Below are 22106 nucleotides of genomic sequence, written 5' to 3' on the forward strand. Positions count from 1 at the left end.
GTCCACCAATTAAGGAGGACAAAAAAATGGAGTTTTGTGAAAAAGTTAGACAGGAGACGCAATTTTATTGGGAGGCTAGTTTTAACCATCCGTTTGTGCAAGGTATTGCTGATGGTAGTTTACCACTCGAAAAGTTCAAGTTTTATATGCTACAGGATGCGTATTATTTAAAGCATTACACAAAAGTCTTAGCTTTAGCAGCTGCAAAGGCAACAAATGATGAGGACATTCAGTACTTTTTAAACAGTGCGAGATTTATTCATGAAGCAGAGCTTGAGCTTCACCGTACAACTTTTCAAGACTTAAATGTAACGGCCGAAGAAATTGAAAATTTTGAGGTGGCACCAGCTACTTATAATTATGTGAGTCATATGTACAATGCAGTCCATAATGGCGATGTAGCAGAAGCATTTGCTGCTATATTACCTTGCCCTTGGCTCTATCAAGAAATTGGGCAACAGCTTAAGTATGCTCGTCCGAATATACCGCTGTATGCGCAATGGATTGCATTATATGCATCTGACGAAATGCTTCAATCGATTAATAAGCAAAAGTCGATGTTAAATCGTTTTGCGAAGGAACAGCCCATGAAACAAAAGGTTTTAAAGGCACATTTTGAAAAAAGCTGTTATTACGAGTGGATGTTTTGGGAAATGCCATGGACGATGCAAAATTGGACAAAAGGGGTGTATATGAATGAGCCTACAAAAAATTAATCTACAAAAACCTTTAGTGCATTGTATCACCAACTATGTCGTGGCCAATTTTACAGCAAATGGCTTACTAGCAATAGGAGCTTCACCTGTGATGGCCGATGCGGTTAAAGAAGCGGCGGAAATGGCATCAAAATCGAATGCGCTTTTATTAAATATCGGCACATTAAATGAACAGACAATAAAATCAATGCTTCTAGCAGGAAACAGTGCGAATGTGAAGAACATTCCTATAGTTTTTGATCCCGTCGGTGCAGGGGCAACGAATTTTCGATTAGAAACAACGATGGAAATATTACAACAACTTAAAATTAATTTAATTCGGTGTAATGTCGGAGAACTCGCGGCTATTGCAGGTGTTACTTGGCAAGCAAAAGGCGTCGATAGTGGCGTGGGTGAACTTGATGTAGCTGAGACGGCCATGCATGTTGCAAACAAATATAACTGTCTTGTGATTGTGACAGGTGAGCAAGATGTGATTACAGATGGTATCAGAATAGAATGGATCGTAGGTGGTCATGAAAAGGTAACGAAAATGACAGGAAGTGGCTGTCTATTAAGTGCCCTTTGTGCAGCAGAGCTCGCAAGCTGTGAAAATGCATTCGAAGATCTTGCGAATCTACTTCGTGATTATAAACAAGCAAGCTCAAATGCGTATTCAACGATTGGGACATTCCATATGAATTTTCTAAATCAACTTGAATATTTAGCGGAGGGACACCAATGATTACATTAACGATAGCGGGTTCAGATAGTGGAGGCGGAGCAGGCATTCAGGCAGATATTAAAACGTTTCAAGAGCTTGGTGTATTTGGTACAAGTGTTATCACTGCCTTAACCGCCCAAAATACGTTAGGTGTACATGGCATTTTTCCAACAACAGTACAATTTGTAGAAGCACAATTGAAGGCGGTCCTTGAAGATTTTAATGTGACAGCGATTAAAACAGGCATGTTATTTAATTCAGAGATTATTGAGTGTGTCGCTGCTACACTTAAAAATAGAGGCTTACCTCTTATCGTTGACCCTGTGATGATTGCGAAGGGCGGCGCCAGCTTGCTTCAACAAGAGTCTATACAAGCTCTTAAAAATAAGCTGCTACCCATTGCAACTGTTTGCACACCAAATATACCAGAAGCCGAGGTCATAAGTGGTCGCTCCATTCATACGGAACAAGAACTATTTCTAGCTGCTCAAGATATTATCTCCCTTGGGGTACAATGTGTGGTTATGAAAGGTGGACATTTAGCTGGTGACAAAGCGATTGATGCGGTGTTTATAAAAGGGGAGGTTCCTTTTGTCTTAGAAACGAATCGATTTGAAACTAAACATACGCACGGAACAGGCTGTACATTTTCAGCAGCATTAACAGCAGAAATAGCAAAAGGAAAATCTTTGCAAGAAGCCGTTTTGGAAGCGAAAAAATTTGTCCATTTAGCGATTAGCAATCCATTAAATATTGGGCATGGTTTTGGTCCAACGAATCATTTTGCCTATCGTCAGCTTGAGGGGAAGTGTGATGTTGTATGTCACTAAATCTCGATAAATATTTTATTATGGGTACGATTAATTGTAGGCGTGATCCTTTAGTGGTGTTAGAAGCAGCATTACAAGCCGGTATTACGATGTTTCAATTAAGAGAAAAGGGTGAAAATGCACTTACTGGGGATTCCTATGTACAATTTGCACGTAAATGCCAAAATTTATGTCACGCTTACAAAGTGCCATTTCTAATAAATGACGATGTAGAGCTAGCCTTAAAGCTTAATGCTGATGGGATTCATGTTGGTCAGGATGATTTAAATATTGAAATGTTTCGTAAGCGTGCAGAAAATAAAATCATCGGTGTTTCTGTGCATACGATGGAGGAACTGGAAAAGGCGATTGCAAATGGTGCAGATTATGTTGGGATTGGACCCATTTTTGAAACATCATCAAAAAAAGATGCCGAACCACCAGCAGGGGTTGCATTTTTAAAGAAAGCAAGAACTGACTATCCGAATGTCCCCATTGTAGCAATTGGTGGTATTTCACCAACAAACAGTAGCATCGTACGTGAAGCTGGGGCTAATGGTGTTGCAGTTATTTCTGCCATTAGTCTTAGTGAAGATATTTGGAAGACTGTTAGAGAAATTTAAAGTGAATTTTCGTAGTTAATACAAATATAATTTGTTATAAAATCTATAACTTCATTAATCATTATACGCATTGAAGTATGAAGATAAATATGAAAAGGCTACCTTTAACTATAGCAAGTCCTAGCTAATTGCTTAAACCACTAGCATCAAAGTGTTGCCACATAATGCGAAGCAGTGGCATGGTTGGAATTAGTTTAAAGTAACTAAGCAGACGGTTTAGTAGTGCTATAATGCATTTCTAAACCGTCTGCTTTTATATTTATCCTATTTTTAATCAGATAAGAATGGGGATAAGTAAGTATTGTAGGATTAAACCGAAAAAGAATAGGTGGTTTTACGTCATTGCTAAGCTTAATACCTTGTTTTATCTGTCTAACTTAGTTTTAATATTCCATTACATATGGAAATCTTCTGATTATTAATCTGTATATTTTCCCCTTTTAGTGTATATTTAGGATAACTAAAATAAATAAGTACGCAGCATTGCATGCGTTATTTGAAGGGGATGTACTATGAGAAGGATAATTTTATCAACAGAGAGTGGAGCGGATTTACCGAAGGACCTGGTTGAAAAACATCAAATTCAAGTGGTACCGATGCACGTCATCATGGATGGGAAGGATTATTTAGATGGAGAGCTGCCTGTAGAGGAAGTCTTCGATTATCATAGTCGCACAAAAAAAATTCCATCTACAACAGCAACGAATACACATGAGTATCATGAGTTGTTTATGAAAATCAGAACTAATTTTCCTGAGAGCATCATTATTCACATTGGATATACGTCAAAAGCATCTGCTTCCTTTCAAAGTGCGTTAATTGCAGCGGAGGATTTTGAAAATCTTTTCCTAATTGATACGCTAAACGTGACAGGAGGATTAGCTGCAGTTGTGCTGTATGCTGCCAATTTAATTGAGGAAGAACCTTCCATTGATCATAATCAGCTAATAGAAAAAATAGAATCTATCGTTCCTAAAACAAAGCTGGCTTTCATACCAGGCAGTTTGGACTTTCTAAGATCGGGTGGGCGCGTAAGTAACATGGCTTATATTGGAGGGTCATTATTAAAAATAAAGCCCTGCATTGAGCTAAAAGAAGGAAAGCTTGTTTCCACTAGAAAGTATCGTGGGAATATGAGTATAGTTGCGGAAAAGCTCATGCGAGATTACTTGAACCAATATGATATTTCTAGAAAACAGCTGTATTTGATCTATTCTATCGGACTTGATGAAAGTATTAAGAGGCAAATGGAAGAAATCGCAAAGGAAACAGGCTTCGAAAATGTAACATGGATGCAAGCAGGTGCAATGATTTCTACCCATGCTGGACCTGGAGGCTTTGGGATTGCAGGGGTAGAAAATTAGAAAAAGTTCTGAAAAAACATCATTGAGTTATAAAGTTTCTTATAAGTACCGGTCACGTTGTGTGTCTAAGCGAATCAAGCACTTTCTTCAAAACTCAACCAATATCTCCTATTTATCATATACACTAAACATATTGTGAAGTGGTCGCTAAGTTAAAATTAGGATAAGAAAAACGAATTCCAATGATGGATTTCGTTTTTTTATTTGGCTGTTTTCCTCAACATGTAATTACCATTTTATGGTATAATTAGTTGGAAGGTAGAATCTTGAAAAAACGTGTCAGGTTAATTAAAGAGGAGACTAAGACTAGTATCATTTTTATTTGCTGTATAAGTAAAATATTTAATTTTAGTTGTATAGGTTATTAGATGTTTTTACATAAGATAATAGACAAGGAGATGATTCAAATGAAAAATTTAGGATTTGTCAAAATTACTGTTCTCCTCTTAGTCGCATTGACTCTTTCTGCTTGCAGTATGCAAGAAGAAAATAGTAAAGACATGGAAGAGCCAGATGATAGCATTGTCGATAATGAAAACGAAAGCAACGAAAACGATTTAGACTTTGTTACAATCGAAAAAATTGAAAAATACGAGGGAATGGAAATTTCCGACTGGATCGATGAACAGACCGTTGTCCTTGCACAAGAAAACCAAGAACTTGGAAAAATGAGTCTCTTAGAGAATGCAGAGTTCTACCCTAGAAGTATATATGAGTACAAATTGGACACAAAAGAGTTTAAAATGATAAAAGCCCAAAAAAACATGTTTCTTGGTGGGGCAACTTTGTCTCCAGATAAAAAACATCTTTTGTATTATGAATACTCTATTGGGGATGTATCCTATTATCTAATGACCTTGGAGGAAGGGAGGCAATCCTCTGTGACGGAGGACATTATTGGTAGCGCTTATACAGCTGGGTGGACTGACGAGCAAAATGTAATCGGTGCTTCCTATGCCGGAGGGGCATATATGGCTGACACGATAGGTAATCTAACTCAAATTGCCGAGCTTCAGGAGGAACAATTGTACACAGTTCATAAAATGAAGGAAAAAATCTATTATATAACTACAGACAGTCCAACCTTTCAGGTATATATGCTGGATCTGGTGACTAAAGAAAAAAAGAATCTGCAATTGGAAAATGCGGATGGAATCACACTCTCGCCTGATGGAAAGCAAATGCTAGTTACTCAAGCAACCGGGTCAACAAAAAGGCTGATAATTACTGATACCGATGGAAATATACAAAGTACGATTACTGAAGGTTCTGATGTGACTGGCGCTTCCTGGTCTCCCAATCAGCAAATGATTGCATATCAATTAGATTCTGTTATCAACGATGTAGACAGTAGTGGACTATACCTGTACGATATATCAACCGGTAAATCCATACAAATAGCTCCAAATGTCAGAAATGCGAAAATCAAATGGAGCCCTTCAGGTAAAAAAATTTCCGTTACAGAACTGGATGAAAGAAACTATAACAGCAGCATTATATATATAAAATAGTGCGAGGTATTTACTTTTTACTTAAAGAAGACAGTTAGCTAACTGTCTTTTTTTGTGTTTAATAAAAGTTTTAAGAATTAATGGAAGCGTTGTGAAATTAAAAGTTATTGTAATATTACAAAATTTAAGTTATGTTTTAAAATACTCATAAAAATTTAGAAGAATGTATTGGTTGTTCAATTTAGTGTGAACATCTCAATGAATTAAAACTAAATCATAGAGAACGAGAGACACACTTTCTTTTAAAACTATAAATTAGTATCAGAAAGAGGTATAAAATAATGACACTACAACAGTTAAAATATGTAATTGAAGTTGCAAGAAGTCGTTCTATTAGTAAGGCTGCACAAAATTTATTCATTAGCCAGCCAAGTCTTTCAAATGCACTAAAGGAGTTAGAAAATGAAATAGGGACTATCATTTTCCAAAGAACTAATAAAGGAATTATCATGACATCTGAAGGCGCAGAGTTTTTAGGTTATGCTCGACAAGTGGTTGAACAAGCAAATCTTCTGGAAAATCGCTATTCCAATATTCAATCTTCCCAGCAACACTTTTCTGTATCAGCTCAGCACTATGCTTTTGCGGTAAGTGCATTTGTCCGTCTGCTAGAGGAATACAATCGAGATGAATACGAATTTACATTAAGAGAAACCAAAACCTATGAAATTATTGAAGATGTAAAAAATCTACATAGTGAAATTGGTATTTTATATGTAAATGATTTTAATAGAAAAGTGATTCAAAAATTCCTGAGAGAAGGTAATCTCATCTTTCAAGAACTGTTTGAAGCAAAGCCTCACGTATTTATTAGCTCTAGAAATCCGCTAGCAAAGCAGGAATTTGTAACTTTATCAGATTTAATTCCTTATCCTTATCTTTCCTTTGAACAAGGAGATTATAATTCTTTTTATTTTTCGGAGGAAATTTTGAGTACTCTTTCTAGGCCAAAGAATATACGAGTTAGTGATCGAGCGACACTTTTTAATTTATTGATTGGACTTAATGGTTATACAATATCAACTGGTGTGATAAGTCATGAACTAAATAGTAATAACATTGTTTCAGTTCCTTTACTTGTAGATGAACGGATTACAGTTGGCTATATTACACATAAAAATGTAAAAAACAGTCCTCTAGCGACTATATATATTGAATATTTAAAAGAAACAATTGCTGAAGAACAAGTTCAGCTATAGTTTAAAACTATAGCTAGAGATACTAAATAAGTGTTACATGCTACCAATTGTATAGTGCTAAAATTTCCTTACATACACATTGCTTTGCTTTTTTAATAGCCTATCCTTTTATATTCTATCAATCTGTTGCGAGATAAATAGAAATGATAGCTAATTATCTACCTTAAACTACGTGTATATAGGAGGTACCATGAGAACAGTCAACCCGATTGAAATAGTTAATCAGAGTAAATTGAAAGTCTTTCATTACGTGCTTATTATTTGTTTATTTTTTATCATGATGTTCGACGGCTATGATGTGGTCATTTATGGTGCAACCATTCCAATGTTAAAAGCGGAGTGGGGAATCTCTGATTTAGTAGCGGGGGCGATAAGTAGTTATACGACAATCGGTACAGCAGTTGGAGCTGTTTTATTCGGTCTGTATTCAGATCGTTTTGGAAGAAAGCGTATTATTATTTTAACGACCTTCTTATTCAGCTTTTTTACATTATTATCTGGATTTGCAACGTCACCGATCTTATTTATTGTTTTTCGTATTATTGCAGGTTTAGGATTTGGTGGTGTTATGCCAAACATAGCTGCTTTAATATCAGAATACGCTCCGTCCAAACACCGTGCTGCAATTATTTCAATCATATTTTGCGGTTACTCCGTTGGTGCAATTCTAGCCTCGTTTAGCGGGCAGGTATTGCTCGAAAGATTCGGTTGGCAACCGGTATACTGGATAGCCGGCTTACCACTGCTTGTGTTGCCTTTTGCTATACGTATCATTCCAGAATCTATTAATTCTTTAATTAAACAAAAGGATACAAAACGTCTTGTCAAAGTCCTTCAAAAAATAAACCCAATGATCTCTAAAGATGTTCAATTTAAATATGTCCATCAAGAACAGCAACAAAAGTCATCGGTTCGTGATCTTTTTAAAAACAAACTTGGATTAAGCACGATGATGTTCTGGCTGTCTTGCTTCTGTACATTTATCCTCATGTATTCACTAAATACATGGCTTCCAACTTTAATGATGAATGCAGGCTATAATCTGAAATCTAGTCTGTTCTTTGTTGCAGTACTTCAAATTGGTGCCATAACTGGTACAATGATTTTCGGTAACATTATTCAACTACTTGGTTTCAAACGTGTCCTTATTCCACTTTACTTAGTAGGGGCTATCTCATTAATACTGATTGGCTACTCAAAAAATATTTATATAGCTTATGGGTTAATTGCCATTATAGGTGCTGCATCAGTCGGTTTACAAAACATGTCTAATGCATATGTAGCTCAATATTATTCTGTCGATATTCGAGCAGCTGCTCTAGGAAGTACAATGGCTTTTGGACGTATCGGTTCGATTGTTGCTCCAACTTATATGGGAATTTTATTAACTTTTAATCTGCAGCCACAGTTTAACTTTTTTGCAATTGGTATTGCTGCAATCTTTGGCGCAATAGCTATGAGTTTCATTCGTGAAGACCATGCAGACTATGCAGTAGAGAAGCAATTAGTTTCTAATGAAATAGCCTTTAAAAAAGAATCTTTATCATAACAGAATACAAGGAATTCATCATATTTTGGTGAAGACTTACCTAGAAATCAGGAGTGTTGAATGAACAACACCCCTGATTTTTTTATTGTAAAATTATCGATATTTTATACTATCTATCGACTTAACCAACTCCTAATAATAATTCATTTATTTTTCCAAAATTACAAAAAAATTCTACAGTTTATATGGTTTAATAAAGATAGAGAAGTAAATAGGGAGGGGTTTAGCAATGGGGAAAGAATTCTTTAAAAGACTTGAAAAATACATAACGAAAAATAAAAAATACTTAAATAAAGGTGCATCTAAAAAAGAACTCCTAAAATTAGAGCGGGAAACTGGCTACCCATTACCTGAATCCTTTAAAGCTACGTATTCTGTTCATAATGGTGAAAAAAAGTTAGGATTAATGTTTGGATTAACCTGGTATTCCATCGAAGAAATTTTATCGGCATGGAAGGAGTACAACAACTATTATGAAGAGTCCGTTACCGATGTCATTTCATTCGAAAAGAATAAAATCCAAGAGGCATACTACCATCCAGGATGGATTCCTATAGCATACGATTATGGAGGAAACTATCTTGCGATGGACTTTGCACCTGGGGAGAATGGGAAAGCTGGACAAATTATAAATTTTGGGCGGGATGAAAGACAAATGTTTGTCATAAGTGAATGCTTTGATGCGCTCCTCGAGCTACTAATACAACAATTTGAGAACGGAAATTGTTCTCTAATTACGGAGGAAGACGGTAATCCATACGTTATATGGGGAGATTATGGTCACTTTTTTGATAATCTCATTGAACTTCAAAAGACTCCTTGTGCAGGAGAGGATGTACCTCTGGAGCTGGATGAAAGCTGGACAAACTTTCTTACCCAAATGTTAGGTAAAACGCCTAGTAAGATTCATGAGTTACAAAACATAATAACCCTTAGGTTATTCCCATCTAATATAACTAACTTAAAACCACTTGCTTACTTTCAAAACGTCCGCGAATTAATCGCAAGTGGATTAGAGATCACAGACTTCACACCAATTGCTGAGATGCAAGACTTAAAAAAACTCTATTTGGCCAAAACATCTTTGCAGCATTTAGAGTTTTTAAAGCCACTTAAAGATTTAAAGCAATTATCTATTGGAAACACCAAAGTAAGAGACATATCTGTATTGAAAGAGCTGCCTTTACTTCAAGAGCTGTCACTTGAAAATTTAGTAATAGATGATTTGTCTCCTTTGGCATCATGTAAGAAGTTAAGTCACTTAAATCTTTCAGGTATTCAAACAGCTGATCTTCATGGTATTAAAGATATTTTCAGCTTGCGTGAGCTTGATATTACGGGGATTAAAATGAGTAATCTGGATGTTCTAAAAGGGATGATGAATCTACAGGATATTAGATTCGAGGAAGTGGAGAATTATTCAGCTCTCAAGGAACTGGATAACCTTCAATCACTTACTTGTCCGTTCAATGCTTTTATTGCAACAAAAGATCTTTTCGATAAAAAAATGAACTATACCATTATGGGAGAGATTAACGACGAACAAGATGAAATTTACACTAATTATGTGATGGAAGGATAAGCTAAGAACACAACTAACAAAATTGCTGCCCTCTTTTTCATCACCTTCCAAATGAGTATAGGCATTTAGAGATACATTGAAGAATAAATTGATATTAAGTAATTAGTTAGAAGTAAGGGGTACAAGTGAAGAAATAAAGAAATGTGGGTTATAATAGCAATGCTATACAGCTGGATGATTTCCAGAACGGATAAAAAAACAGTAAATGAAGGTGACAGATGAACATCTATTTAAAACCAATAATAAATCCTGATGAATGCTATAGGGAAGCTGAGCAAAAGGCAGCCCAATATTTTAATAAACTTACTGTACAGGCCACAGAAAAAAGCTATATTCCGGTGTTAACGGACGATATTAAAACATGGAAATCTGATCACGTTCATCATCCCATGTTATCCCTTTTTACGCTTGGAAAAGGAAAGGACGATTCTAAGAACTTTAACCATTATATACAGTACTTAAATTATAGAGGGAGGCTAGATAGCTACTTAAACAGGAGCATCTCCTATATTTTTCTCCGTGATTTAGGAAAGTCCCTTGATTCCCCAAATACGCAGACCAGAATTCATAGTGTAGTGAGTAGCTTAAAGGATCAGCTTACCAATTCTAAGCCAGATGGCGAGGAAGCTGAAGCATTTAGTATGGTTGGACTGTATCGGATGGCAAAGAAGGATGGTGTGGAATTAACTTATATTTGGCTATTAAACAAGCTAAAGCAAGTGTCCAATCATATACCAAAGGGAATGGATGCAGAGCACGCCCAACGAAAACTTATAAAAATAATTGCTGGGGTTATTATGCAAGAGAATGAGGAGATGGACAGTGATATATCATCTAATGAGCGTGCTGCAAGGCTCGATAAAGCTATCAGACTGGGATATTCCTATGGATTGACCTATCCATTTATTGACGATTTGCTTGATGCCAAGATTTTGTCGGACGAAGAAGAAAAGCAATATGCAAATTTAATCAGGACAACGCTTACTACAGGCAAAGTACCAAAATTGGGAGAATGGCTTGGAGAAAACGAGGAATTGATCACTTATGTACATCAGGAGCTTGGTGAGGCTTTTCAGTATATTGAGCAAAATCAGCATCCTGAAAGAAGGAACAAATTTTTTGAGCAAGCATATGTGTTTTTCCATTCACAGGAAGTAGATCGTGAAAAGAATTTAATGAACTCTCATTATACGAATGAAGAACTATATATACCCGTTATTTTAAAAGCATCCTCATCTAGGCTTATCGTCCGTTCAGTCCTTAGTGCCTCTGACGATAAGGAGATGGATAACCGTACTTTTTACTACGGTATTTATAATCAGCTGTCAGATGATTTTGCAGATATGTTCGAAGATATGAAAGATGGAGCGGTAACTCCCTATACATATTATTTAAAGTATCACGGGACTCGACCAGACCTGATTAACCCATTTGAATTGTATTGGACTGTCATTAGCAACTTAATCCATAATGTTTATGGTTCTGACGAGAAAACACGAGAAGTAATATTGGACAGAGCCATAAATGGACTCAAGCGATTGAAAAAGCGTGTAGGTACAAACAAATACAAAGAAATTATGAGTCTATTTAGATTCGGAAATCCAAGATTCAATAAACTTCTACAAGAAATGGTTCGAAAAGCAGCTGACGTGGACTTTTTTGATAAATTACTGCGTGATCACATGATTACCGTATTAAAGAATGAAAGTAAGGAGAGAGAGGATTTCTCAAATACGATTAAAACAGTGCGAAACGAAATAAACCAAATATTAGCCATTCCTCTCACGGAGAGTTCTTCCTTCGGAAGAGATTCTATAGCCGAGGCAGCAAATTATAGCTTGGAAGGGGATGGCAAAAGGCTGAGACCGATTGTTACATGGTTTATGAGTGTAAAGGTGTACGAGTTAGATGAAACTGCAATAATGCCACTTTTGAAATCATTAGAATACCTTCATACGGCTTCTCTTCTATTTGATGATTTACCTGCTCAGGATAATGCAGCGATGCGACGTGGACGTCCAACTCTACATGAAGTTTATAACGTAGCAATATCCGAATTAACCGGTCTTTTTCTCACTCAAAAAGCAATTTGGGAGCAGACTAAACTAAATCAATTTGATTCAAAAACGGTACTTCAGATGATTCAATATTCTTCCCAAACAATAGCCGATATGTGTAAAGGGCAAGCGATGGATCTGGAATCTAAAGGAAAACCACTTAGTCGAGATCAGTTAAACACCTTATGCTTTTATAAGACAGGGATAGGATTTGAAGCAGCTCTTGTAATGCCAGCTCTCCTTGCCAACGCAAAGGAAGAGGAAATAATTGCTTTAAAAAGGTTTGCTCGTTTTGCTGGCATCGCCTTTCAGATTAAGGACGACTTACTCGATGTAGAAGGAGATGCAATGCTACTCGGTAAAGACCTTGGAAAAGACGCGGAAAACAATAGCTCTACATTTGTTTCTATCCTGGGTCAGGAAGCTGCCACAATCGAAATGTGGGAAAATTACTGTCTAGCAATGGATGCACTTCAGCACGTGTCCAAAGATACAACCTTTCTAAAACATTTTTTAAACTACCTTATAAATCGAGAACAATAAGATTTGTCCCCATGTTAGCAGACAAAAAGTTAATGATTGATTTTGTATAGATAAATGAGCTTGGAGATGCTTCTCCAAGCTCATTTTTTCTAACCCATTCTAGCTTATATCCAAGCAAATAAAATAGAACAGATACGGTTGTAACAAATTACTTAAGTGATAATCTTCTTCAATACTTATGCCACAAGAACATTTGAGAAGACTCTAGCAGACTATGTCTAACTATTAGTAACGTTTATAGAAGTAGTAGATTAGTTCACCCATTCATATTCTACTTTTCTTCATAGTATAGAAAAGAGAAGAGATATCCTCTTTCTACAATGTCTAGTTAACTACTAGTGAATGATAGGAGGTGAAAAAGTGGCAGAAAAAACATTTGTAAATAATACGTTATCAACGCTGCAAATTACTATCTTTGTTCGGGAAGGTGAACAACCTTATAATCAAGACGGAACTGTTTCTTTCAGTCTGAACCCTGGTGAAACAAAGATTATTTCATATGGAAACGATATTAATACCTTTTTAAATGGGATCATACTTTTCACTATTTTTAATGGTGACCTTTTCAGTAGTGTTAAGTTTGTAACTATCAACTCAAGCGAGCTTGACAACCTTCTCAATACAAATGCCACAATAACTATTACTAAGGTACAAACTGACTACGTACTAACAGGGAGTAATGTGTTTTTAGAGACGGTAAATAATGCTCAAACCGTGGCGGAAATGAGAGCGGCTATTGAAGACCCTGGTCTAGGTTTAAATTTAACAGCTTACAATGCACTAACAGAAGAACAGAAAGATCAAGCGGCGACAGAATTAATTAATGCCAGACCAGTTGGAGGCTATCTAAGCAAATCAAGTGTCCAAGCAGCACTTGATTTGGCAATTAACCAAATCGTTGATCCCAACAATATCTATATCCGAGCAGGTGTCGTTGGGGGAGATGGTAGCTTGGCAAATCCCTTTGGTACAATATCTGAGGGAATTGCAGCAGTTAACCCTGGAGGAATTGTTCATATATTGAGTGGAACATATCCAATTTCGTCTCAAATTTTAGTGGACAAAACAGGGATCACTTTATTAGGAGAACCAGGAACACTTTTACAACTTCAAGCTGATATTATTGCAATATTAGTAACTGCAGAAAATACGACGATCAATAGCTTAAATATAACTAGTGATGTCCCATATGCAAAAGAATTTATCCAAGTAGGTGGTACAAATACGAGCATTTTAAATAATACTATATTTGGTCCACCGCAAGCTTCGCCCATGGCAAACTGGATAGTAAACCGGGCAGTAGTACCACAAGGAGGTATTAATTTCACGGTTGAAGGTAATATATTCTATTCATTGCGAACGGGAATTTATATTAATCCCAATGTGACTGGGGCAATTAATAATAATGTTGTGTATAACACAAAAGGCGGTTTTTTAGTAGACCGAGCATTCACCACATTCCTTGGAAACTCATGGGGAAACCCTGCTAATGAATTTGATATTGTACTGCTAGCTGGTACAACAACAGGTCCTCCATATGATAATTTAGCGCTCTTAAGTGCAACAAACAATAACGCAACAATTGCGGATCAAAGATAGTGAGTAAAGACAACTCATACGAAAGCCAACCTCTAATGAAGTTGGCTTTTTAAGTTTTTCTACTTATTTTGTTTAAAGCTTTATTAGGTGATTTGTGTACCTTAGTTCAATGTTAAAGAGTATCAAAACAATTTAGTATATGAAAAGATAGTGAGAAGAACTTTCATAGAACCTTTTTAAACTAAAGGTATTAAGTGCGATATTTTAAATTTATTTGGTCAGTACAGGCGCCTAAAATACTTGACGCAATTCAATCTGACCTTCCCCATGACCTTGCGGGTCCGGCATCCGCAGCGCCCACTCAATGGCTTCTTCTCTTGACTTCACATCAATGAGAATGAACCCGGCAATCAAATCATTCGATTCAGTAAATGGACCATTGGAAACTACCGGTTTTTCGCCTGATTTCGGGTACGAAATGCGAACCCCATTTGAACTTGGATGTAGTCCTTTAGAATAAACTCGTATGCCTGCCTTAACTAGTTCTTCATTGTACTTCGTCATGGCTTCCATAAGATCATTGCTCGGCAGCTCTCCAGCTTCAGAATTCTTCGAGGCTTTAACAATCATCATAAATAGCATAAAAACTTCCTCCTTCTTTTTTAGAGACATATCCCCTAATTGATCACTTTATAAGACAACAAGCCGGTATTTTCTCGATATATTAATGAAAAATAGGGAACTTTAGTGTCAGGAACTTCATAGGAATTATAAAAAGGTATTGCATAAATAGCACTTTACGTCTTAACCACGAAAATTTTTTATTTGTTGATTGTAGTGGCAGGCGGCGACTCCGGCGGGATGAGTGAGACAGATAAGACAACACAACGGCGCGTAAGCGACGGTGATGGCTTATCGCTCACCCCCGCGGAACGCGTCCGCCTAGAGCGGAAATCAAGTCCATATCTATAATAATTACAAGGCTTCCAGTAGTGTCGGTCTCTGTATTATTGAAAGTAACAGAACTTCGTCTTTGGCATAATAAGTTTTATTGATTTCTTCATAATTCTTCTCCTTTGTATCGATTGACTTCCATATAGATTCAATAACCTTGTTAAACAATCCTCCTACTTTAAGCGAAAGTTATTTCCTTTCTAATTTTATTTAATGATAGATTCAAGAATAAATTCATAATCTCTCGAATAAAGTCTCTATAAAGAGATAACAGACAAGGGGTAGTGAACATGAAAATATTCATAATCTATCTATTAAGTGCTATATATTTCTTCCTGTCATTTTCAATGGATCATATTCGCTCCATTGGTTTTTACTTAATCGTTTCTGTGGCATTGTTCTTTTGGGGAACTTGGGAATGGAAGCGGCGAAGTGAAGAAATTATAGCAGAGAATAGAAGAAACACAGAAGAGGTTTTAGAAGAGATTCCACATACTCAAATGTTACTGTCTCCCAATAATTTAAATGCTTTACTGATCAATGAAGTTACTAATATTCTTTATATCGCTCGTCGGGAAGAGCTGGGAAGCGACTTTGAGATAAAAGATATTCCTTTCAATAAAATATTAGAAGCTGCTTTATTAGAGGATGGAGAAACTATCTCGATGTTTCCTAAAGAGGGTATACTTAGCAGCCGCATAAAATCCGGGGATGAAAAGGAAACAGATGAGGAAGAAGATGAAGAAGATGACGAGGAAGAGTTTGAATTTAGTCTTTGCTTTAAAATCGTTTCCGATGATTTAACAGAGCCTATCCATTCTTTTACCTATTTGGAAGATTATAAAGAGGATTATAAGGAATCTGAACAATACGAAGAGGCGATGGGAGCCTGTAACCAATGGTTTCAAAAGTTAAGCATTATCATTAGACGTTATCAGTATGATCGAGTAATGGTGAATCGATGGAGTTAACGAAATTTATTGATTTTACTTTTAACTATTTCTTCTAATTATTGTCTAGCTTAAGTGTCTTTTCCTAAGGTCAATTGGAAAAATCGGTGGTGGATGGGGGGAGAGCTGTCTTACCCTTCTTATGTTTCAGTTAGATCTCAAAGGGAAGAAAAGAAGTAGATGACAATTTGTTAGGAGGAATACAATTGAGTAAAACAATTTTTATTACTGGAGCTGGAAGTGGCCTTGGAAGAGGTACAGCCATAGGACTAGCAAAAAAGGGACATCGCTTGATTGCAACTACCGAAACAACTTCTCAAAAGACAGATTTATTGCGAGAAGCAAGAGATCTAGATTTAGATATGGAAATTTTCAAGTTAGATATAACCAATGCAAGAGATCGTGCTCAAATGGAAGAGTACGACTTTGATATATTTGTAGCTAATGCCGCTATTAATGAGGGTGGACCTCTTGCCGAGGTGCCAATGGATCGATTCCGTGCATTATTTGAAGTAAACGTTTTTGCAACCTTAGAAACAGCACAGATTGCAGCACGCAAGCTTGTGAAAAAAGGAAATGGTAAAATTGTATTCCTTAGCTCGGTAGCAGGACTTTCAGCAACTCCTTATGTAGGGCCTTATACAGCTACTAAGCATACAGTTGAAGCAATTGCAAAAACGATGCAGAAGGAACTCGAACAGTTTGGCGTACAGGTAGCAACGATCAATCCTGGACCATATAATACAGGGTTTAATGATCGAAGTGCTGAAGAAAAATGGAAATGGTTTAATGAAGAAAAGCATTTCACGAAAAAGGAAGATATGAAAGAGCAAGAGGAATCCTTGAAGAATCAATATGACCCACAAGACATGATTGAAAAAATGATTGAAGTCATCCCGGCAGACAATCATAAATACCGTACTGCGTGGCCGAAAGAGATTGAAGAGAAAATTAAAAAAGACGAAAAAGAACGTTGGGAACTAGAAGTATAGTACAAAGAGGAGAGCATTGCGAGCTAGCAATGCTCTTTTTATGTTTTATACTTTATTCTCTTCTCGATAGTTCGTGTTTCTTTATAATTATAGGAATTATGAAACTAATTCAAGAAAGTATTTAAAACATTTGTTAGCAATAATCGGTCAGTTATCCCGGATAATCGGTAGGCTCCCGTATTTAAATCACTAAATAAGAGGAAAATCCAACGGCTAACTCGAATACTAATAGTAGTAAAACGGGCGGTGAATCTGTTGGATAATCGATTTGTGATGTTTTCATTGGCACATTGGGGTGCAATAGCTGTACTTATTACCTTCATACTTCTTCTATTCATTACGAGGACACGCTGGACCGAATCAGAAAAGAATATTCTGAGCATGGAGCGTTTATTTGGCTTGTCTTTATTAGTGATTGATATTTTATATCATGTATGGCTTGTTCAATCGGACAGGTGGGAGTTAAGTAATTCATTGCCATTGGAATTATGCAGTATTAGCCTTCTATTGACGATTGTTTTGTTATGGACTGGTAATCGTCTGGTTTATCAGTTTGTTTTTTATGCAGGCATAGGTGGTGCTCTACAGGCCATGCTAACTCCAGTTTTGGATATGGATTTTCCACACTTTAGATACTTTCATTTTTTTTATACACATGCAGGGATTATATTAACTGCATTATATTTTACTTGGGTGAAAGGATACCGACCAACGTTTAAAGGTGTTCTCACAACATTGCTTGCTTTAAATATTTTGCTGCCTTTTATCTTTTGGATCAACTACCTTTTTGAAGGGAATTATATGTTTTTACAAAGAAAGCCTTCTGGTGGAAGCTTGTTAGACTTTTTAGGACCATATCCTTGGTACATTCTATCATTAGAGATTGTTGCATTTTTAATATTCATATTTTTATGGTTTCTTTTTAAGAAAAAGTAAATTAAACTTATATCTTGTAATGATGAAATTTTCATCCAGGTGAAAATATTAGATGGGCAAAATTTTTACCTATCTAATTGCATATAAGAAAGGACGTTTTTAACGGTGAAAAAAATTCTATTAAATAAGATGTCTATGCTCCTAATTGCTCTTATAGGGGTCTTAGTACTTTTAAGTGCCTGTAATGAAGAGAATAAAGATGAGGAAACAAAAGAGGCTACTTCAGATAAGCTAGCTTACATAGTAGATTTCGAACTTTCCACTAAAAGTTTAATCATTGATGAAGTAGAATGGATTGAGGAAGCGGATAAAGAACGCATCAAGGAACTGGGGCTAGATGTTGAAAAGGATTTGCCTACGGGATTTATGATTTATGATGAAACTCAGAAGGCCGAAAGCATTAAGCTAGCTGAAAACGCTGAGTTCTTTTTGGTTAACCATGAGGATATCGCCAAGCCTAAGCAAGTAGAAGAAAAGGAATTCATATCTTATTTAGCAGTTGGAAAAGGACCATATGATTTAACCATAGAAGATGGGCAAGTAGTAAAGGTCTCTGAAAAATATACTCCGTAACAAGCAAAACACTTGATAACTATAAATTAGTTATCAAGTGTTTTTTATGAATACATTTTGGAAAGGACACAACTCTATGGAAAAGTTAATCCATCTCCTTTACAAAATCCTTCACTTCCTCGCTCATTTTTTCAGACTGAGACCAATGTAAATAATGATGACCTTCTAAAGGAATTAGCTTGCTTACATTGCTATTCTCTAATTGCTCTTCATAAAAGGTAATATTGGATTTCCCTTCCTTGTTTGCTTGGTTATCATTTGTCGTAAATATCATGACAGGTAAATCAGTAGGGAAGTTAAGCTCCTTTGTGAATTCCATGTTTCTTTGAATATAGTTAGTTTCATTGATTACATTTTGGTTGTAGCCATTCCATGATGATAATAGTTTGGTCATTTTCAAGTTTTCTTTAGAATACGTTCCATCCTCTGCTATAGGCAAAAAATCCTCTGGGGCAATATACATTGCCAATCGAGCAATTCCACTAGGAGCAATAATGCTTAAAGCTTTTGGCATCGTTGGGGCAGCTTCATCAAAATATTCAAGTGCCTGAGGCAAGGTTGGATCAATACCGATTATTGCTTTTATTTCTTCTGGATACAAGTTGGCATAATACATGCTGTATACTCCTGAAATGGAATGTGGCATTAATATGTATGGTTGTTCAATGTTTAACTTCAATAGAGCAGCCCTTGTTTCCTCTACGATGTTTTCTACGGTGCGTTCACTATCTGTTCGATCACTCCAGCCATAGCCAAATGGTTCTACTACAACTACTCTATTGTCCTTTGATAGCTCATTCACTAATGGTTCAAAGTCAAGGGCAGGGGCAGTTGTTCCTAAACCACTCCATAAAACAACCGTGTTGTCGCCATCCCCTTTTTCATAAACATGCATTTCTTTACCATTAACCTCTACTAATTTGCCAATTGCTTCGTACTTGTTCTTTTCATACACAGTCATTAACTGATGAATAGCAAACCAAATACATACAAGACCTACTATCCCTATAATAATATTTTTGAATATCTTCCAAATTCTATGTTTCATTGATTTCATCCTTTTTTAATAATTTCTCTTTAATGAATATTACGAATATATTTTCTTTAAGTTCCATAAGTGGCTATAAAACTACTGTTATAAAACAAAAATATTGTTCTAGGAAATGATATAACAGATTTATATTGACAGTTTTAAAAGTACTTGTTATATTTTGTGTAACCGGTTACACATATATAAGGGAAAGGGGAAAACAGATGGCAAACATAAGAGATGTAGCAAAAGAAGCTGGTGTTTCGGTTGCTTCTGTATCCCGATATCTAAACAAAAAAGGGTATATCAGCGAAGATACAAAGCTCAAAATAAGAAAAGCGATAGATAAGTTAGAATATATACCAAATCAAGTAGCGAGATCCTTAACAACAAAGCAGACGAACTTCATAGGGTTGATTGTTCCTGATATTACTAACCCATTTTTTCCGGAGCTTGCTCGAGCAGTTGAAGATATCGCATTATCTTATGGATATACAGTAGTTTTATGTAATTCCGATGAAAAATCTGAAAAAGAGATACATTATATTGATACTTTAAAGCAAAAATATGTAGCAGGATTTATAGTAACGACGAATCAGTTACGTGCAAGTCATTATGAAGATTTAAATGTACCACTGGTGGCGTTAGATCGGATGATTCATGAATCCATTCCAACAGTTTCCTCCAATAACGTAGATGGAGCATGCATGGGAACAAATCATTTGTTGGATTCAGGCTGTGAAAAGATTGTGTTTATGAGAGGACCTAAAGGGTTGGGACCAGCTGATGATCGGCTGGCTGGATTTTTAAAGGCTGTCGAAGGAAAGAATGTACAAACACATATTGTTGAGAGTCCCTTCCATTTTGGGGAATCTGAGAAGATCGCAAAGAAATTTTTAACAGAAATTGAAGGTGTAGACGGTATATTTGCAAGTACGGATGTATCGGCCGCCGGGGCTTTGAAGGCTGCACATTCATTGGGTATTAGTGTTCCTGACCAGCTACAAATTATGGGGTTCGATGGTATTTCACTTGGAGGAATGCTGACACCTGGACTGACCACTGTAGCCCAAGACATTTATAAAATGGGTGCTTTGGCAACCCGTATACTCATTAAAATTATTGAAGAAATTGAATTAGACGAAAGAGTTATTCAAGTACCCGTTGAGCTAGTGGAACGGGGAACGACGAGGAGTGTACATCGATGATTACAGTTATAGGTAGTATGAATATGGATATAGTTGTGCAAACAGACAACTTCCCTGTCCAAGGAGAAACAGTTTTAGGTCAGCTATTTACTACTGTGCCAGGTGGAAAAGGGTCTAACCAAGCAGTAGCAGCAGCTCGTTTAGGCAGCAAAGTACAAATGCTTGCCAGTGTTGGGATTGACAGCTTTGGGAACGAATTATTGGCTGACCTTAAAGCAAATGGAGTGAATACGGATTCTGTCATACAAACAGAGGAGGCTGCAACTGGAATCGCTAATATCTTACTGTCGGAAGGTGACAATAGAATTATTGTCGTTCCAGGTGCAAACTATTCATTAACCGTGGAAAGTATAAAAAATATGAAAGAAACTATTCAACAAAGTACGTTTGTTATCATGCAGCTAGAGATTCCGATTCCAGTTGTAAAGTACACATTGGAGTTATGCTTAGAGCTAAATGTCCCAGTATTACTAAACCCAGCTCCAGCAAGCGGTTTTCAGCTGGAATTTATGGATTATATTGCTTACCTGACACCAAATGAAACAGAATGCGAGTTAATTTTTGGTGAAAATATGGAAGCGACTTTGGAAAAATATCCAAACAAGCTAATTGTTACACTCGGCAGTGATGGTGCTAGATATTTTGACGGAAATAATCATATTGTCGTTCCTGGATTTAAAACAAATGCGATAGACACTACAGGTGCAGGAGACACGTTTAACGGGGCACTCGTTCATGCACTTGGGCAAGGGCTAAGTTTAGAGCAAGCGGTTCGTTTTGCAAATGCATCTGCCTCCTTGTCAGTAGAAAAATTTGGAGCTCAGGGCGGCATGCCAAGTCACGAGGAAGTAGTCAATAGATTAGAAGGAGCTTGTAAATGAAAAAACAAGGCATTTTAAATCGAGAGCTGGCTGGCATTTTTGCCAAGCTAGGTCACACAGATCAAATTACAATAGGTGATTGTGGCTTGCCTATTCCTGATGGAGTTAAATGCATTGATTTATCATACATTGTCGGCAAACCATCATTCGATGAAATATTAGAAGTTGTTTTAGAAGATTTAGTAGTTGAAAGAGCTTATATTGCTGCTGAAATGAAAACAGCCAATGCTGAAATGAATTATGTAGTCAGAAAATCAATTGAACAAATTACGGAAGTATCACATGAAGAATTTAAAACAATGACTAGTCATTCTAAAGTCATTATACGTACTGGGGAAGCTACTCCTTATGCAAATGTAATCTTGCAAGCTGGTGTCATATTTTAAA

21 protein-coding genes are annotated in these 22106 nt (G+C 36.4%); 18 read left to right on the plus strand and 3 right to left on the minus strand.

Annotated elements, in window-relative coordinates; translation table 11 throughout:
• Positions 1 to 26 precede the first annotated feature (26 nt).
• From tenA to D0S48_RS16430, 11 genes are all read left to right on the plus strand, one after another.
• Positions 27 to 716 carry a thiaminase II gene (gene tenA, locus D0S48_RS16380; protein WP_144542041.1) on the plus strand — a complete coding sequence of 230 codons (690 nt, stop codon included), beginning with the start codon at positions 27 to 29 and terminating at the stop codon, positions 714 to 716.
• On the plus strand, positions 697 to 1440 hold the full coding sequence (gene thiM / locus D0S48_RS16385; protein WP_151112766.1) for a hydroxyethylthiazole kinase: 744 nt from the start codon (positions 697 to 699) through the stop codon (positions 1438 to 1440). The genes tenA and thiM overlap by 20 nt, the downstream gene beginning before the upstream one ends.
• Positions 1437 to 2249: a bifunctional hydroxymethylpyrimidine kinase/phosphomethylpyrimidine kinase gene (thiD, locus tag D0S48_RS16390; protein ID WP_151112768.1), complete on the plus strand. Its 813-nt coding sequence runs from the start codon at positions 1437 to 1439 to the stop codon at positions 2247 to 2249. Before thiM ends, thiD begins: the two co-directional genes overlap by 4 nt.
• Positions 2240 to 2851, plus strand: coding sequence for a thiamine phosphate synthase (thiE, locus tag D0S48_RS16395; protein ID WP_151112770.1), 612 nt, complete (start codon positions 2240 to 2242; stop codon positions 2849 to 2851). Before thiD ends, thiE begins: the two co-directional genes overlap by 10 nt.
• A gap of 512 nt (positions 2852 to 3363) precedes the next feature.
• Positions 3364 to 4215 carry a DegV family protein gene (locus D0S48_RS16400; RefSeq protein ID WP_151112772.1) on the plus strand — a complete coding sequence of 284 codons (852 nt, stop codon included), beginning with the start codon at positions 3364 to 3366 and terminating at the stop codon, positions 4213 to 4215.
• 407 nt (positions 4216 to 4622) lie between these two features.
• Positions 4623 to 5726, plus strand: a complete 1104-nt coding sequence (locus D0S48_RS16405; RefSeq protein WP_151112774.1) for a TolB family protein — start codon at positions 4623 to 4625, stop codon at positions 5724 to 5726.
• A gap of 281 nt (positions 5727 to 6007) precedes the next feature.
• A complete protein-coding gene (locus D0S48_RS16410) occupies positions 6008 to 6925 on the plus strand; it encodes a LysR family transcriptional regulator (protein ID WP_151112776.1) in 918 nt (305 codons plus the stop codon).
• 190 nt (positions 6926 to 7115) lie between these two features.
• Complete coding sequence (locus D0S48_RS16415; RefSeq protein WP_151112778.1) at positions 7116 to 8474, plus strand: MFS transporter; 1359 nt, start codon at positions 7116 to 7118, stop codon at positions 8472 to 8474.
• 229 nt (positions 8475 to 8703) lie between these two features.
• Positions 8704 to 10056: an SMI1/KNR4 family protein gene (locus D0S48_RS16420; RefSeq protein WP_151112780.1), complete on the plus strand. Its 1353-nt coding sequence runs from the start codon at positions 8704 to 8706 to the stop codon at positions 10054 to 10056.
• 218 nt (positions 10057 to 10274) lie between these two features.
• The gene (locus D0S48_RS16425; protein WP_151112782.1) at positions 10275 to 12656 is read left to right on the plus strand and encodes a polyprenyl synthetase family protein; all 2382 of its coding nucleotides are present in this window, start codon (positions 10275 to 10277) and stop codon (positions 12654 to 12656) included.
• A gap of 360 nt (positions 12657 to 13016) precedes the next feature.
• Positions 13017 to 14255 carry a right-handed parallel beta-helix repeat-containing protein gene (locus D0S48_RS16430; protein WP_225321635.1) on the plus strand — a complete coding sequence of 413 codons (1239 nt, stop codon included), beginning with the start codon at positions 13017 to 13019 and terminating at the stop codon, positions 14253 to 14255.
• 231 nt (positions 14256 to 14486) lie between these two features.
• On the opposite strand, the gene D0S48_RS16435 is transcribed toward D0S48_RS16430, so the two are convergent.
• Both D0S48_RS16435 and D0S48_RS20715 read right to left on the minus strand, forming a co-directional pair.
• Complete coding sequence (locus D0S48_RS16435; RefSeq protein WP_151112784.1) at positions 14487 to 14837, minus strand: YciI family protein; 351 nt, start codon at positions 14835 to 14837, stop codon at positions 14487 to 14489.
• 333 nt (positions 14838 to 15170) lie between these two features.
• Positions 15171 to 15317 carry a hypothetical protein gene (locus tag D0S48_RS20715; protein WP_154309982.1) on the minus strand — a complete coding sequence of 49 codons (147 nt, stop codon included), beginning with the start codon at positions 15315 to 15317 and terminating at the stop codon, positions 15171 to 15173.
• A gap of 122 nt (positions 15318 to 15439) precedes the next feature.
• Between D0S48_RS20715 and D0S48_RS16440 the strand changes: the two genes are divergently transcribed.
• The 4 genes from D0S48_RS16440 (at position 15440) to D0S48_RS16455 (ending at position 18600) form a co-directional block, all read left to right on the plus strand.
• Complete coding sequence (locus D0S48_RS16440; RefSeq protein ID WP_151112786.1) at positions 15440 to 16120, plus strand: hypothetical protein; 681 nt, start codon at positions 15440 to 15442, stop codon at positions 16118 to 16120.
• A 185-nt stretch (positions 16121 to 16305) separates the two neighbouring features.
• Positions 16306 to 17091, plus strand: coding sequence for an SDR family oxidoreductase (locus D0S48_RS16445; protein WP_151112788.1), 786 nt, complete (start codon positions 16306 to 16308; stop codon positions 17089 to 17091).
• A gap of 255 nt (positions 17092 to 17346) precedes the next feature.
• On the plus strand, positions 17347 to 18027 hold the full coding sequence (locus tag D0S48_RS16450; RefSeq protein WP_225216154.1) for a YwaF family protein: 681 nt from the start codon (positions 17347 to 17349) through the stop codon (positions 18025 to 18027).
• 105 nt (positions 18028 to 18132) lie between these two features.
• The gene (locus tag D0S48_RS16455) at positions 18133 to 18600 is read left to right on the plus strand and encodes a hypothetical protein (protein WP_151112790.1); all 468 of its coding nucleotides are present in this window, start codon (positions 18133 to 18135) and stop codon (positions 18598 to 18600) included.
• A gap of 85 nt (positions 18601 to 18685) precedes the next feature.
• On the opposite strand, the gene D0S48_RS16460 is transcribed toward D0S48_RS16455, so the two are convergent.
• Positions 18686 to 19648: an alpha/beta fold hydrolase gene (locus D0S48_RS16460; RefSeq protein WP_225216153.1), complete on the minus strand. Its 963-nt coding sequence runs from the start codon at positions 19646 to 19648 to the stop codon at positions 18686 to 18688.
• 206 nt (positions 19649 to 19854) lie between these two features.
• Here D0S48_RS16460 and D0S48_RS16465 point away from each other — a divergent pair, with 206 nt between their 5' ends.
• From D0S48_RS16465 to rbsD, 3 genes are read left to right on the plus strand one after another with little or no spacing between them, the layout of a single operon-like run.
• A complete protein-coding gene (locus tag D0S48_RS16465) occupies positions 19855 to 20838 on the plus strand; it encodes a LacI family DNA-binding transcriptional regulator (protein ID WP_151112792.1) in 984 nt (327 codons plus the stop codon).
• Positions 20835 to 21719 (plus strand): ribokinase, encoded by an 885-nt coding sequence (gene rbsK, locus D0S48_RS16470; RefSeq protein ID WP_151112794.1) that lies wholly within the window; start codon positions 20835 to 20837, stop codon positions 21717 to 21719. The genes D0S48_RS16465 and rbsK overlap by 4 nt, the downstream gene beginning before the upstream one ends.
• Positions 21716 to 22105, plus strand: a complete 390-nt coding sequence (gene rbsD / locus D0S48_RS16475) for a D-ribose pyranase (protein WP_144541305.1) — start codon at positions 21716 to 21718, stop codon at positions 22103 to 22105. Before rbsK ends, rbsD begins: the two co-directional genes overlap by 4 nt.
• Position 22106: the final 1 nt, after the last annotated feature.

It is taken from the genome of Psychrobacillus sp. AK 1817, assembly GCF_008807035.1.
GTDB classification, from domain to species: domain Bacteria; phylum Bacillota; class Bacilli; order Bacillales_A; family Planococcaceae; genus Psychrobacillus; species Psychrobacillus faecigallinarum.

Bases quoted from the DNA above. Each gene is read 5' to 3' on its own strand.
- tenA (WP_144542041.1), top strand. From the start codon at position 27: ATGGAGTTTTGTGAAAAAGTTAGACAGGAGACGCAATTTTATTGGGAG.
- thiM (WP_151112766.1), top strand. From the start codon at position 697: ATGAGCCTACAAAAAATTAATCTACAAAAACCTTTAGTGCATTGTATC.
- thiD (WP_151112768.1), top strand. From the start codon at position 1,437: ATGATTACATTAACGATAGCGGGTTCAGATAGTGGAGGCGGAGCAGGC.
- thiE (WP_151112770.1), top strand. From the start codon at position 2,240: ATGTCACTAAATCTCGATAAATATTTTATTATGGGTACGATTAATTGT.
- D0S48_RS16400 (WP_151112772.1), top strand. From the start codon at position 3,364: ATGAGAAGGATAATTTTATCAACAGAGAGTGGAGCGGATTTACCGAAG.
- D0S48_RS16405 (WP_151112774.1), top strand. From the start codon at position 4,623: ATGAAAAATTTAGGATTTGTCAAAATTACTGTTCTCCTCTTAGTCGCA.
- D0S48_RS16410 (WP_151112776.1), top strand. From the start codon at position 6,008: ATGACACTACAACAGTTAAAATATGTAATTGAAGTTGCAAGAAGTCGT.
- D0S48_RS16415 (WP_151112778.1), top strand. From the start codon at position 7,116: ATGAGAACAGTCAACCCGATTGAAATAGTTAATCAGAGTAAATTGAAA.
- D0S48_RS16420 (WP_151112780.1), top strand. From the start codon at position 8,704: ATGGGGAAAGAATTCTTTAAAAGACTTGAAAAATACATAACGAAAAAT.
- D0S48_RS16425 (WP_151112782.1), top strand. From the start codon at position 10,275: ATGAACATCTATTTAAAACCAATAATAAATCCTGATGAATGCTATAGG.
- D0S48_RS16435 (WP_151112784.1), bottom strand. From the start codon at position 14,837: ATGCTATTTATGATGATTGTTAAAGCCTCGAAGAATTCTGAAGCTGGA.
- D0S48_RS16440 (WP_151112786.1), top strand. From the start codon at position 15,440: ATGAAAATATTCATAATCTATCTATTAAGTGCTATATATTTCTTCCTG.
- D0S48_RS16460 (WP_225216153.1), bottom strand. From the start codon at position 19,648: ATGAAACATAGAATTTGGAAGATATTCAAAAATATTATTATAGGGATA.
- D0S48_RS16465 (WP_151112792.1), top strand. From the start codon at position 19,855: ATGGCAAACATAAGAGATGTAGCAAAAGAAGCTGGTGTTTCGGTTGCT.
- rbsK (WP_151112794.1), top strand. From the start codon at position 20,835: ATGATTACAGTTATAGGTAGTATGAATATGGATATAGTTGTGCAAACA.
- rbsD (WP_144541305.1), top strand. From the start codon at position 21,716: ATGAAAAAACAAGGCATTTTAAATCGAGAGCTGGCTGGCATTTTTGCC.